Origin of the sequence: Rufibacter glacialis (assembly GCF_008271745.1) — a bacterium.
GTDB classification, from domain to species: domain Bacteria; phylum Bacteroidota; class Bacteroidia; order Cytophagales; family Hymenobacteraceae; genus Nibribacter; species Nibribacter glacialis.
In genome coordinates this window covers 188,289-200,606 of sequence record NZ_VKKZ01000023.1, presented here as the reverse complement: position 1 = coordinate 200,606, position 12,318 = coordinate 188,289, and the positions used below count along the sequence as shown (strand labels likewise).

General features: G+C 53.6%; 12 protein-coding genes. 10 read left to right on the top strand and 2 right to left on the bottom strand.

Annotated features, from left to right (window positions below):
* Positions 1 to 61 precede the first annotated feature (61 nt).
* The 5 genes from egtB to FOE74_RS16855 all read left to right on the top strand — a co-directional run bounded on the left by egtB (position 62) and on the right by FOE74_RS16855 (position 5,844).
* Entirely contained in the window at positions 62 to 1,354 is a 1,293-nt protein-coding gene (egtB, locus tag FOE74_RS16875) for an ergothioneine biosynthesis protein EgtB (RefSeq protein ID WP_149099811.1), read from the top strand.
* A 15-nt stretch (positions 1,355 to 1,369) separates the two neighbouring features.
* Positions 1,370 to 2,371, top strand: coding sequence for an L-histidine N(alpha)-methyltransferase (gene egtD / locus FOE74_RS16870; RefSeq protein WP_149099810.1), 1,002 nt, complete (start codon positions 1,370 to 1,372; stop codon positions 2,369 to 2,371).
* Positions 2,372 to 2,605: 234 nt separating this feature from the next.
* Positions 2,606 to 3,700 carry a pyridoxal phosphate-dependent aminotransferase gene (locus tag FOE74_RS16865; RefSeq protein ID WP_149099809.1) on the top strand — a complete coding sequence of 365 codons (1,095 nt, stop codon included), beginning with the start codon at positions 2,606 to 2,608 and terminating at the stop codon, positions 3,698 to 3,700.
* Positions 3,701 to 3,892: 192 nt separating this feature from the next.
* Positions 3,893 to 5,227: an MATE family efflux transporter gene (locus FOE74_RS16860; protein ID WP_308422722.1), complete on the top strand. Its 1,335-nt coding sequence runs from the start codon at positions 3,893 to 3,895 to the stop codon at positions 5,225 to 5,227.
* A 68-nt stretch (positions 5,228 to 5,295) separates the two neighbouring features.
* Positions 5,296 to 5,844: a DUF922 domain-containing protein gene (locus FOE74_RS16855; RefSeq protein ID WP_149099808.1), complete on the top strand. Its 549-nt coding sequence runs from the start codon at positions 5,296 to 5,298 to the stop codon at positions 5,842 to 5,844.
* A gap of 263 nt (positions 5,845 to 6,107) precedes the next feature.
* Here the strand turns inward: FOE74_RS16855 and FOE74_RS16850 are convergent, their stop codons facing one another.
* Positions 6,108 to 7,646 (bottom strand): FAD-dependent oxidoreductase, encoded by a 1,539-nt coding sequence (locus FOE74_RS16850; protein ID WP_149099807.1) that lies wholly within the window; start codon positions 7,644 to 7,646, stop codon positions 6,108 to 6,110.
* A gap of 144 nt (positions 7,647 to 7,790) precedes the next feature.
* On the opposite strand from FOE74_RS16850, the gene FOE74_RS16845 reads away from it, so the two are divergent.
* A complete protein-coding gene (locus FOE74_RS16845) occupies positions 7,791 to 8,129 on the top strand; it encodes a tRNA-binding protein (protein ID WP_149099806.1) in 339 nt (112 codons plus the stop codon).
* A gap of 28 nt (positions 8,130 to 8,157) precedes the next feature.
* Here the strand turns inward: FOE74_RS16845 and FOE74_RS16840 are convergent, their stop codons facing one another.
* A complete protein-coding gene (locus FOE74_RS16840) occupies positions 8,158 to 8,619 on the bottom strand; it encodes a DUF4296 domain-containing protein (RefSeq protein WP_149099805.1) in 462 nt (153 codons plus the stop codon).
* A 53-nt stretch (positions 8,620 to 8,672) separates the two neighbouring features.
* Between FOE74_RS16840 and FOE74_RS16835 the strand changes: the two genes are divergently transcribed.
* The 4 genes from FOE74_RS16835 to FOE74_RS16820 all read left to right on the top strand — a co-directional run bounded on the left by FOE74_RS16835 (position 8,673) and on the right by FOE74_RS16820 (position 12,309).
* Positions 8,673 to 9,554, top strand: a complete 882-nt coding sequence (locus tag FOE74_RS16835; protein WP_149099804.1) for a DUF58 domain-containing protein — start codon at positions 8,673 to 8,675, stop codon at positions 9,552 to 9,554.
* Between the two features lie 103 nt (positions 9,555 to 9,657).
* Positions 9,658 to 10,593: a hypothetical protein gene (locus FOE74_RS16830; protein ID WP_149099803.1), complete on the top strand. Its 936-nt coding sequence runs from the start codon at positions 9,658 to 9,660 to the stop codon at positions 10,591 to 10,593.
* Entirely contained in the window at positions 10,574 to 11,623 is a 1,050-nt protein-coding gene (locus FOE74_RS16825; protein WP_149099802.1) for a VWA domain-containing protein, read from the top strand. The genes FOE74_RS16830 and FOE74_RS16825 overlap by 20 nt, the downstream gene beginning before the upstream one ends.
* Before the next feature lie 2 nt (positions 11,624 to 11,625).
* Positions 11,626 to 12,309, top strand: coding sequence for a YggS family pyridoxal phosphate-dependent enzyme (locus FOE74_RS16820; RefSeq protein ID WP_149099976.1), 684 nt, complete (start codon positions 11,626 to 11,628; stop codon positions 12,307 to 12,309).
* The last annotated feature ends 9 nt before the right edge of the window (positions 12,310 to 12,318 follow it).

Here is a 12,318-nt window from a genome sequence, read left to right as displayed (position 1 = left end):
CAGTGAAGGTACAACCTTTCGGTAAAAATCTAGTTTAGAAGGTGTAAATACGTAAAACCAAATGTCTTTCCATTCTTTAGAAGGTAATGCCGCTTTTTGGCCCAGGTTCCAGGGCATCCGGCGGCAGACCGAGCAACTATGCGCTCCCTTGACCGCCGAGGATTCTGTCATGCAGCCCATGGTAGATGTCAGCCCGCCCAAGTGGCACCTGGGGCACACCACCTGGTTTTTTGAGACCTTCCTCCTACTTCCGCATTTACCGGGCTACGAACCGTTCCACCCCCAGTACGCGTTCCTGTTCAACTCCTATTACAACACCATGGGCAGCCGGGTGGCCCGCTCTGACCGCGGCACCTTGTCACGGCCACCGCTAGAGGATATCTACGCCTACCGCCGGCACGTGGACCAGGCCATGGAAAAACTGCTAGCCCCCGCTTTGCTCCAGACCTTACCTGAGTTACCCGCCCTGGTAGAATTGGGCCTGCAGCACGAACAGCAGCACCAGGAATTATTGGTCACCGACATCAAGTATATCCTGAGCTGTAACCCCCTGTTGCCCGCCTACTCAGAAAAGAAGGCAACTGTATCTAGTCCGGTTTCAGAGAAACAAGGTCAAAACGAATGGTGCACGGTGCCGGCTGGGCTTTACTCCATCGGGTACACGGGCAATGGTTTCAGCTTTGACAATGAGCACCAGGCCCACCAGGTGTACCTGCAGGAGTTCCAGGCGCGCCGCACCCTGGTAACGAATGCTGAATACCTAACCTTTATGAAGGCGGGCGGTTATTCTGATTTCAAGTACTGGCTAGACGAAGGCTGGCAACTGGCGCAGCAGGAACAATGGCAGGCTCCCCTGTATTGGCTTCAACAGGACGGCGACTGGTGGCACTACACTCTGCACGGGTTAGAGAAAGTGGAGGAACAGGCCCCCGTCACGCACATCAGCTTTTATGAGGCCCTGGCCTATGCCAACTGGTCGGGGAACCGGCTGCTCACCGAGTTTGAGTGGGAAGCCCTGTCGCAGTTGCACGCCAACCCGGTGGGCGAAGGGAATTTCCTGGAAAGCGGCTTGCTGCATCCGGTGGCTTCGGCCCTGCCCGACCATCCTTCACATGTGGCCCAGTTGCTGGGCAACACTTGGGAATGGACGTACAGTGCGTATTTCCCGTACCCTGGCTTTGTCACCGCCCCGGGCGCCCTGGGCGAGTACAACGGCAAATTCATGATCAACCAGATGGTGCTGCGCGGCGGTTCCTGCGCCACGCCCCAAAGCCACATCAGGCCCACCTACCGCAACTTCTTCCACCCAGAGAAACGCTGGCAATTCACCGGCATTCGGCTGGCGAAATCCTAACGCAAGACATATTCTATGACCGCACGTACTACCCAAAACTCCCTTGTCAACTTGTTGCCCACGCGTGTCTCCGACGACAACGGGTTGGCGCAAGACGTCATGCAAGGCTTGAGCCAATCGCCTAAAAAGCTCTCATCCAGATTCTTTTATGATGCTAAAGGAAGTCAGTTGTTTCAGCAGATCATGGAGCTGCCGGAGTATTACCTTACCAAGCTGGAGCACCAGATCCTGTCCCGGCAGCGCAAGGAGATCCTGTATGCCATAGACACCCAGAATCCGTTTCAGCTGGTAGACCTGGGGGCCGGTGATGCCTATAAAACCAAGCTCCTGCTCTCGGAGTTGGTGGCCTCCAAGGCTGATTTCTCCTACGTGCCCCTGGACATCTCTGAAGACCAACTGAACCTGCTGCTGGAAGACATGCACCACCGCTGGCCCCACCTGGAGGTACAGGCCCTGGCTGCCGAATATTTCCAGGGCCTGGAGTGGCTGAACCAGAACCGGCGGCAGCGGAAGGTGGTGTTGTTCCTAGGCTCCAACATAGGAAACTTTGATTTGCCGGAGGCCCAGAACTTCCTGTGCGCCCTTCGCCAGACCCTGAACCCCGAGGATTCCTTCCTTTTGGGCCTGGATTTGAAAAAAGACCCCGAAAAAATCAGACGCGCCTATGACGACGCCGCCGGGGTAACCTCTGCCTTCAACCTCAACCTCCTGCACCGCATCAACAAAGAGCTGCAAGGTGATTTTGACCTGGACCAGTTCCAGCACTTCGCGGAATATGATCCCCTGGAAGGCACCATGCGCAGTTTCCTCGTCAGCCGGCAAGCCCAGGAGGTACACATTGGCGCCCTTAAGCAGACCTTCCGTTTTGAGGCCTGGGAGGCCATCCATACTGAGAACTCTTACAAATTCACCCTGCGCCAGGTAGAAGAAATGGCCGGCTCCTGCGGGTTCACCATCCAGGAGGTCTTCACAGACAAGACCTTCGGCTTTGCCGATGTGCTTTTAAGGCCTGTTTAAGGAAAATCAGCTTCAAATCAGGTGGGTAAAACCAAGGCAACTCAAAGATTGGCAAAGCCGAAGCTCCAGTTAAAAAAGGCCTATGGACCAAAGAAACCTCCAAGAACTGGATCCTTTTAATGTTTTCAGCTCCAACTCTTAACATTGGGCCTATTTTCTGAAAAACAGGCCCACAACAAGGCTCAAAGGAAAGACAAAAGGTAGTTTAAGTGTTCCCACCCGAACCCAAGACCCATGGACATCATCCCGTTGCATTTAGGCGTGAGCCATTTTCCTACGCCCGCAGTGGCTACCCAGGCTCTGCAAGAGGCCATAGCCCAGAACAACACCTTCTACGGGCCCAACGAGGGATTACCTGAACTGCGGCTGGCCCTGGCGCAGCGCTACCTGGAAGACGATGGGGTACCGGTACCGGCCGAGCAGATCCTGATCACCCACGGGGCTAAACACGCCATTCACCTGTACCTGCACAGCCTGCTGCACCCCGGTGATGAGGTGGTGGCGCTGGCGCCGTATTGGTTCGCCTTTCCGGAACTGATCAGGCAGAGTGGCGGGAAACTGGTGAGCGTGCCGGCCAATCCAAACCAGGAGTACGCGCTGGAGGTTGAAGCCCTCCGGGAAAAACTGAACCCCGATACCAAGCTCCTGATTTTGACCAACCCCGGCAACCCCACCGGGAAAGTCTACTCTCCCGCTGAACTGCAAGCCGTGGCCCAACTAATGGAGGAGTTCCCCAACCTGCACCTGCTCTCTGATGAAATTTACGATGGTTTGGGATTTGAGGGTCCGGTCCAAAGCTTTTTACGTTTTGAACACCTGCGCGATAGAGTGGCGGTGGTAAACGGTTTCTCCAAGTCCTTTGCCATGTCGGGGTGGCGGGTGGGGTACCTGGTGGCGCCCTTCCAGATCCTGCACAAAGCCACCGATCTGCAACTGAGATGGATCTCCGGGGTGTCGCCATTTCTGCAGGCCGGAGCCGCCGAGGCGATCCGGCAGCGGCACCAGATCTGGCAGCAGTTTCGGGAGGACTTGGCTCAAAAACGGACTCTGGTAATGCAGGAACTGAAGAAGATGCCCAAACTCAAGTTCACGGTTCCGCAGGCGGGGTACTATGTCACGTTGCAGGTGGAGTGTTGCCTGAGGCCCCAAGATCCCTCCTCTCCTTTCCAATTGGTAGAAGAATGGGCGGCGGCCTTGAAAGACCAGGTGGGGCTGGAAGTATTGCCCTCTACCAACATGGGCATGCCAGCCGCTGTGCGGATGTCCTTTGCCGTGCCTGATGAAATTCTTTCCAGCGCCTTGATCCGGTTAAAAGCTTTTGTCTCCTGAGTTTTTCTGGCGGTTAGATTGGGATAGCCTGGGTTTAAGGGGTGTTTTTGGCAAAACAGGTGCTAAACATCTCCTGGCTCTGAGGTACAAACTGGCTCGGAGGTAGAGACCTGTAGTCCAAAGCATAGTAGTCCTCCTTGGGTTAGGGAAATAAGCCGTACCTTTGCGGCCTGTTTCAAAAACCGTAGCCGTTTGATTTTCTCCGCCCACTACCGCGAACATTATAAAAGCACTTTCTGGTTGGCCTATCCTGTGGTGTTAAGCCAATTAGGCCACATTATGGTTACCGTGGCCGACAGCGTCATGGCAGGCCGCATTGGTACGCTCCAATTGGCGGCTGCCTCGTTGGGCAATAGCATCTTTACCATTGTCCTGGTCTTTGGGCTGGGCATCTCGTTTTCCATGACGCCCCTGGTGGCCCGCGCCGATGGCCGTAAGAACCACACCCGCATCGCCTTGATCCTGCTGAACGGCCTGGTCATGAACACCTTGATTGGCGTTTTGCTCTTCCTGGCTTTCTGGGGCCTCTCGCCGTTGCTTGCCTTTTTGAATCAACCCGCCGAGGTGGTGCGGTTGACCATTCCGTACGTGAACATCCTGTTCCTGTCTATGGTGCCGCTCATGGTGTTTCAGGCCTTCAAGCAGTTTGCCGAAGGGCTGTCCCTCACCAAGCAGTCCATGTACGTGTCTATTATAGCCAACGTGATCAACATAATCCTGAACTACCTGCTCATCTATGGCAAGTTGGGGTTACCGGCCTTAGGTCTGAATGGGGCCGCCTGGGCTACCTTGATTTCAAGGGTACTCATGGCGGTCATGATGGCCATGTTCATCTTCCTGGCGCCGCGCTTTGCCCACTACCGGAGCTACCTGCGTTGGCAGAGCCTATCCTGGACCCACATGACCCGGATGTTCAAGATCGGTTTCCCTATTTCCTTGCAGATGATTTTTGAGATGGGGGCTTTCAGTTTCTCTGCGGTCATGATTGGCTGGCTGGGAGCCAGAGAGCTGGCCTCGCACCAGATCGCGCTCAACGTAGCTTCGGTGACGTATATGATGGCCGGCGGCATCTCTGCGGCGGCCACCATTAGGGTGGGCAAGTTGCGCGGTTCCAGTGATGCCCACGCCGTGCACACCGCCGGGTACACCAGCCTTATCCTGGGCGTTTTATTCATGGCGGGGAGTGCATTGTTGATCATCCTGGGCAAAGACTTGATTCCGCACTTGTACGTGGAAGACGTCTCTGTGCATGCCCTGGCCTCTAAGTTGCTTATCATTGCGGCCATCTTCCAGTTGTCTGACGGGGTGCAGGTGGTAGGTTTGGGTGCTTTGCGGGGCCTGGAAGATGTGAAGATCCCCAGCATGATCTCCCTCTTCTCTTATTGGCTTATTGCCCTGCCGCTGGGGTACATGCTGGGTTTCTGGGCTGGTTTAGGCGCCATTGGCGTGTGGTTGGGTCTGTTGACAGGACTTACCTTTGCCGCGGTTCTGTTATTTTTGAGGTTTAAGAAACTCAGTCCGCAATAATTTTTTTTAGCTGGTAGTTGTACTCAAAGGAAACTCCTTTTAGGAGAGAATGTGTTACGCGAGCAGCTATGTCATTTTCCTTTTTACCTCTTTGGATCAGCGCGTTGTTTTTTGCTTCTTTTCCAGAAACTACGCCCACAACGATTGCCCCTGCGGCAGACATTCCCTGGTCGGTGCAGAAGCGCCTTACCTGGGATGACTTTGCCGGCAATCCCGCGCCCGAAAACCAACACCATGCCCTTACCTCTACCAACATGGAGATGAAGGTGAAGTGCGAGAACAATAAGCTCAAGTTCAAGGTAGAGGCAGTCTTCAACCCCAAGGAATCCTGGACCCGGAACAAGACATCGGTGCTCTTGCTGGCCCACGAGCAGCTTCATTTTGACTTAACCGAGCTGCATGCCCGCCTGTTGCGCAAGCGCCTGGCAGAACTACCCAATGCCTGCCAACGCGGGGCCGGTGATCTAAACAAATACGCCAATGAGGCCTTTAACAATTGGCACCAAGAGCAGGATCTCTACGACCAGGAAAGTCGGCATGGGCTTAACAAAGAAGTGCAGATGGAATGGATTGCCTCAGTGAGCCTACGACTGAAGCAACTGGAGGCTTATAAGTAGTTGTTGGTTATTAGATTTTAGTGATTAGTGTTTAGTTACTAGTGATTAGTTTTTGATTCATTGTTGGAAAAGGCCCTAAATCGCTAAAAAATAAAAGGAGAAGAGCTTGGCAGATACTACTGCCCAGCTCTTCTCCTTTTATAGCTACTTCACTTTCAGGCTTTACTTGTTTGAAGAAAACAACTGATCCCTTAAAAGCATTATTTATCACTAATCTCTAGAAACTAATCACTAATCTATAGCAACTAATCACTAGAAGCTAATTATAGTTTATCCAAATCTTTGGCAGCCGGACCAGCCACTACTTTCCCGTAGGGGTCAAAGCGCGAGCCGTGGCAAGGGCAATCCCAGGAGTTTTCCAGGTTGTTCCAGTGCACAATACAGCCTAAATGGGTACAGACGGCGGAGCACTCATGCCTGTTGCCTTGGGCATCACAATACACCGCTACCTTTCCGGCTCCTTTCTGCACCACTACGCCCGTGCCCGGGGAAATGACTTCTTCTTCCTTGCTTCCGGGTTTCACCCAATCCAGGTACTGGCCGGCTACGTTCAGGTTCTCTTTCAGGAATTCCTTGGCAGAATCGGTGGAGAAGGTGATGCGGCCTGGGTCATACAGTTTTTCCCAGGGATTAACCCTTTCCAGGATCAGGTCCGTGATCAGGATGCCGGCAATAGTGCCATGCGTCATGCCGTGGCCCGAGTCACCGGTAGCAATGTACACCTGCTTGTTGTCGCCAGGGTTACGGCCTATGAACCCCATGAAATCAACGGGCTCCATGACTTGGCCCGACCACTGGAACACCACGTCCTGCACCATAGGGAATTTCTTGCGGGTCCATTCTTCCAAGCAGTCAAAGCGTTCGCGCTCATCTCCCTGGCTTTGGCCGGTTTTATGGTCTTCGCCGCCCACAATCAGGACCTCGGTATCCAGGTTCTCTTCGCCTGCCACGGTGGCCAACCTTACATAGTGGTAAGGGTCAGAATCATCCCAATACAGGGCAGAAGGTACGCTTCCTTTGGGTACCCGCGCGCCCACCACGTAGGTGCGGTACGGGGCTTGCTTCGTGTGCATGGTCACCTGGTCATTGACCGGGGAATTGGTACACACAACCAAATGGTTCGCAGTGACGGAGAAACCGGCATCGGTGACGGCCCGGTGCACCCTGCCGGTATCAAATTGAGACACGTGGCTGTTGGTATAGATTTCCCCGCCGTGGTCCAGGATGTACCGGGCTAGGACAGAGAGGTATTTCACTGGGTGAAATTGCGCCTGGTGCGGGAACTGCAGGCATGGCCCGTTGCTGAGGCTGGGCAGTGGGCACTGTTTTAGTTTCACCACCTCTTTGATGCCCAGTTCATGGCAGGCAGCCAGTTCTTCGTCTAACTGATCTTCAGAGTCAGTGGCGCCCAGGAATAGATACCCTGGCAGGTACTTGAAATCACACTGGATCTTTTCGTCTTTGATGATCTGCTCAATCCGGTGGATGGCTTCGCGGTGGCTCTCATAAGCCAAAAGAGCCTGGGCTTTGCCGAAGACCTTGATCAGTTTGGAGAACCGATCATCCAGGGCCCAGGAAAGGTGGGCGGTGGTGCGGCTGGTCTCGCCGCCGCAGATCTCGCCGGCCTCCACTACTACTACCTTCTTGCCTTCTTTGGCCAACAGGTAGGCGGTGGTAAGCCCAGAAATGCCGGCTCCTACCACGCATACGTCGGTGGTGACATGGGAATCTAAGGTTTGGGTGACCGGCATTTCCACGCCCGGCTGCCAAACCGACAAAGTTGTACCTGTGTTGTTTTTCATAGTTGGGATGGGTGTAGGTGGTAGCGAACGCGAATGCAGTTCCGCCTTTTGAGGTACGCACACCTTTAGGAGAGGTTTCTAACGTAGGGGTCTCCTTATTTGCCTCTTAGGGACAGAGCCCTTACCTTGGCCTTAAAAACACCAATGGAAAACAACCTCACGTGGGAGCAATTCATGGCCGTAGACCTGCGGGTAGGCACTATCATAGAAGCTTCGGCTTTCCCGGAAGCCCGCAAACCAGCCTATAAACTGAAAGTGGATTTGGGTGAGTTAGGCATCAAAAAATCCAGCGCCCAGATCACCCATCGCTACACCAAAGAGGAACTGGTAGGTCAACAGGTAATCTGCGTGACCAATTTCCCACCCAAGCAAATTGGGCCCTGGCTTTCTGAGGTACTGGTCACGGGCTTTGAAGACGAGGAAGGTTTTATTGTCCTTTCCCAACCCCAGGCACCCGTTCCCAACGGTAAACGGCTTATCTGATCTTACCTTTAGCGCCTAGCAGGAAGATTTACAGCGAATCAGGACCTGAAACACGCTTGAATTTGGTGAGCACAGCTTTGGTTGTATCCTTGGCTACGTTAGAAGTATCAGAAACAGTGGTTGTGGAGTCCACGGTTGGGGCCGCCTGTTGGGCCGTTAACTTGGCTTCGCGGGCACTCAGGCTGTCTAACACCACCTCATAGATCTTGTCAAACTGCTCGGGGTGGGCAAGGTAGTAGTCATAACTGTGCTTGAAGGCACTATCAGAGACAGCGTGGCGTTTTAAAAGCAGGGAATGAGCCTGCTTATAAGCTACCCGAGAGGTGTCATAATTAGGAATCGTGCGCCCGATCACGGCTTCCGCCAGGTGAATGTCTATCATGAGGCGGGCCATCTTTGTCTCAGGGATAAGATCAGCCGGCTTCTCATTCTCTGGGTTGCAGGAGAAAAACGCCAATGGCAGTAAAAAGAGGCACAAACGTTTTTTCACGCGGTTGTTCGTAAGTTTGGGTAATTTTAATCGCTGCAAAACCTTCAGCAGGTATGAAAGACTTGGTCAGGAAGCTACGAAAGTACGAGATACAGATCAGAAAGGCAATTGACGCCCAGATGCAGGGCGATTTCAAATCTGTCTTCAAAAGCTCTGGCCTTGAGTTTGATGACGTACGCGCCTACCAGTACGGAGATGATGTGCGGGCCATTGACTGGAACGTGTCGGCCAAGGGCCACGGCACCTTCATAAAAACCTACCGCGAAGAGAAAGAGCAAAACGTGTTCCTGCTCCTGGACGTGAGTGGCTCCCACTCCCTGGGTAGCCAGGGGGCAAAGAAAATTGACATTGGCAAAGAGATTGGCGGCATTCTGGCGCTTTCCGCCCTGAAACAGGGAAGCCAGATAGGCATGATCTGCTTCAGCGACGGCAAAGAGCGCTACCTCAAACCCAGCAAAGGGAACGAGCACGCCTACACCCTCATCAAAACCCTGGCTGTGCTACAACCCCAGTCGCTGAAAACAAACATTGGGGCAGGCATCAAATTGTGCCTGAACGTGGTCAAGCGCAAGAGCATCATCATCTTGATTTCTGATTTCATTGACCAGAACTATGAGCGGGAACTCATCATGCTGGCCAAGAAACATGACCTGATCGTGTTGCAGCTCCTGGACAAGCGCGAGATCGACTTCCCTAAACTGGGCATTATTCCCTTGCTGGACAAAGAAACCGGGAAGACCATCTGGATCAACACTTCTTCCAAGGCATTCAGGGAACGGTATTTGGTGCCCTACGTCCAGAACCAGGAAAGACTGATGAAGATTTGCCGCCAATACCAGGCCGACTTTCTCCCTATCTATGTGGAGCAGGACTATGTACCCCAGTTGGTGCATTTGTTCCGGTCCAGAAACAAGACCATGAAGCGCAGTTCGTAAGAATAGTGCGGCCGTTTTACCGCCTAATTTAAAAAAGAAGCCCAAAAACCACCCTCTACTTGTACGCACCCATTACCCCTGTTTTGTCCCCGGAATCTGAATAATGTCAAAATTGCTGTCTGTCTTAAAAAAGCAAGCGTGGCTCTTGCTCTGCTTCCTGCCGCTCCTCTCCTGGGCCCAACTCCCTGCTGTCAAAGTAGAAGGGTTCTTCCTGCGTGATTCAGTGGAAGTAGGGCAGTCAGTGAAATACGTGCTGCGCTCGCGCCATGCCCCGCAGGCCGAAGTGGTCTTCCCCGACACGGCTGCCCTTTTCGCGCCCTTTGAACTGGTCAGGAAAGACTTCTACCCTACCCGCACCGTGAACGGTACCAGCACCGACAGCACCGTCTATACCTTGCGTACCTTCTCCCTCACCCCGGTACAGGCTTTGCAGGTACGGGTGCAGTTGTTTTACCGCGGAGACACTTTGCATCTCACTACTGCCCCAGACTCTGTGGTGCTGGTGCAGAACGTACCTGCCGTTCAGGAACCGTTGCAGCTTCATTCCACTACCCTTTTGCGGCCGGTACCGGAGCAATTCAACTACCTGTATTTTGGCATGGCGGCTATTGCTGTGAGCATTCTCATTGGCGGCATCTGGGTTCTGTTTGGGAAGGAAATCAACATCAGGTACCGGCTGTACGTGTTGCAAAAAGACCAGGCCCAGTTCCAGAGCAGGTTCCAGACCTCAAAAGAACGGTTCCAGCGGGGTAAAACATTAGATCAACTGGAGCGGGCGATCATCTTGTGGAAGAACTACTTAACCAAGCTGGAAGAAACAGAAATCAACTCCTTCACCACCAAAGAGATTGTAAGTTATTATGAAGAAGACGAACGGGTCAGCAATGCCCTCAAAGTCTGTGACCGGGCCATTTACGGGAACATCATCTCAGATGATGAAACCGAGGTGACAGGCTCCCTCCACGAACTGGCCGAGTTTTCAGCCTTTCGTTATGTTTTAATCAGAGACTCCCTGCGCAATGTGGCAAGCACCCGCTGATTTCTCCTGGCTTAACCTGAGCTGGTTTTCCTGGCGCACCTGGCAATCCTTTGACTGGGCCAACCCAGGCTACCTTTACGCGCTCCTGGCAGTGCCGGTGCTATTTCTGCTGCGGTGGCTATTGCACGTGCGCTTCCGCAAGAAAATGGATGTAGCCCTGTTTGAAGGCAACCTGACTTGGCACTGGACCAGCATTCTGCGCTACCTGCCAGATGTGGTGTTCGGCTGTTTTCTCATGTTGGTGCTGGTAGCCCTGGCCCGGCCCCAGAAATCAGATGAGACCGTGGAGCTTTCAGCGGAAGGCATTGACATTGTCCTGGTGATGGACGTGTCCGGCTCCATGGAACTGACAGATTTCCTGCCCAACCGGCTGGAAGCGGCGAAGGAGGTAGCCTTGCAATTCGTGAACGGGCGGGTGCAGGACCGGATTGGCCTGGTGGTTTTTGCAGGCCGGGCTTTTTCGCTGGCTCCGCTCACCACAGATTATGACCTGGTGCGGCAAAGCATCAAGGGAATTCACCTGAACATGGTTTCGGAAGACGGCACGGCCATTGGCAGCGCGCTGGCAGTCGCCATTAACCGCCTCCGCGACTCGCAGGCCAAGGCCAAAGTCTGCATCCTGATCAGCGACGGCGAGAACACCGCCGGCAGCCTGGACCCGGAGCTGGCGGCCCAGCTGGCGCATGCCTTCCACGTGAGGCTGTACACGGTGGGTATAGGCAAAGAAGGCACCGTACAGCTGGAGCCAGATTCTACGGGCAAGGCCGTGACCGTGCAGACGGGCCTGGAGGAGAAGACGTTGCGGCAACTGGCCTCCTTAGCGGAAGGGCAGTTCTTCCGGGCCCAGAACGCGAACACCCTTTCTGAGATCTTCCAGAGAATCAACAGCCTGGAGAAAACCGAAATAAAAGAAACCCGCTACCGTGACACCCGTGACTATTACCAGATATATTTGCGCTGGGCCATGGTGTTGCTTTTGCTGTGGCTCTTGTTAAAAAACACCTTTTTCACCAACGCGTTAGAAGACTGATGATGTCCATTGCAGAAAATATCCAGGATTTCCAGCAACGCCTGAGCGGCACCAACTGCCAATTGATAGCCGTGTCTAAGACGCACCCGGTAGAGCTCATCCGGGAGGCGTATGACGGCGGCCAGCGGGCCTTTGGCGAGAACAAGGCCCAGGAAATGATGCAGAAACAACCCCAGCTTCCCGCTGATGTGGAATGGCACATGATTGGGCACCTGCAGACAAACAAGGTGAAGTACATTGCGCCGTTCGTGCACCTCATCCAGTCAGTGGACAGTCTGCGTTTACTGCAGGAAATCGATAAACAAGCCCAGAAACACAACCGCGTCATAGACTGCCTGCTCCAGTTCTACATTGCCGAGGAAGACACCAAATTCGGGTTGGATCTGGAAGAGGCCAAACAGTTGATTTCCTCAGAAGCATTTGCGGCCTTACAACATGTGCGGCTCTGCGGAGTTATGGGCGTGGCCACTAACACAGATGACGAACAACACCTGCAGCGCGAATTCTCTCGCCTTAAAAGCTATTTTACCACCATCAAAGAGCAGTTCTTCCCTAACGACTCCTTTTTCAAAGAGGTCTCCATGGGTATGAGCTCTGATTACCAATTGGCTATTGCCGAAGGAAGCACCATGATCCGGGTGGGCAGTGCCATCTTCGGGAACCGAAACTATTCTGTTGCCCCCTAATTTTCACTT

Coding starts and splice junctions, on each gene's coding strand:
- FOE74_RS16865 (WP_149099809.1), top strand. CDS start 2,606: ATGGACATCATCCCGTTGCATTTAGGCGTGAGCCATTTTCCTACGCCC.
- FOE74_RS16845 (WP_149099806.1), top strand. CDS start 7,791: ATGGAAAACAACCTCACGTGGGAGCAATTCATGGCCGTAGACCTGCGG.
- egtD (WP_149099810.1), top strand. CDS start 1,370: ATGACCGCACGTACTACCCAAAACTCCCTTGTCAACTTGTTGCCCACG.
- FOE74_RS16830 (WP_149099803.1), top strand. CDS start 9,658: ATGTCAAAATTGCTGTCTGTCTTAAAAAAGCAAGCGTGGCTCTTGCTC.
- FOE74_RS16835 (WP_149099804.1), top strand. CDS start 8,673: ATGAAAGACTTGGTCAGGAAGCTACGAAAGTACGAGATACAGATCAGA.
- FOE74_RS16850 (WP_149099807.1), bottom strand. CDS start 7,646: ATGAAAAACAACACAGGTACAACTTTGTCGGTTTGGCAGCCGGGCGTG.
- FOE74_RS16855 (WP_149099808.1), top strand. CDS start 5,296: ATGTCATTTTCCTTTTTACCTCTTTGGATCAGCGCGTTGTTTTTTGCT.
- FOE74_RS16825 (WP_149099802.1), top strand. CDS start 10,574: ATGTGGCAAGCACCCGCTGATTTCTCCTGGCTTAACCTGAGCTGGTTT.
- FOE74_RS16820 (WP_149099976.1), top strand. CDS start 11,626: ATGTCCATTGCAGAAAATATCCAGGATTTCCAGCAACGCCTGAGCGGC.
- egtB (WP_149099811.1), top strand. CDS start 62: ATGTCTTTCCATTCTTTAGAAGGTAATGCCGCTTTTTGGCCCAGGTTC.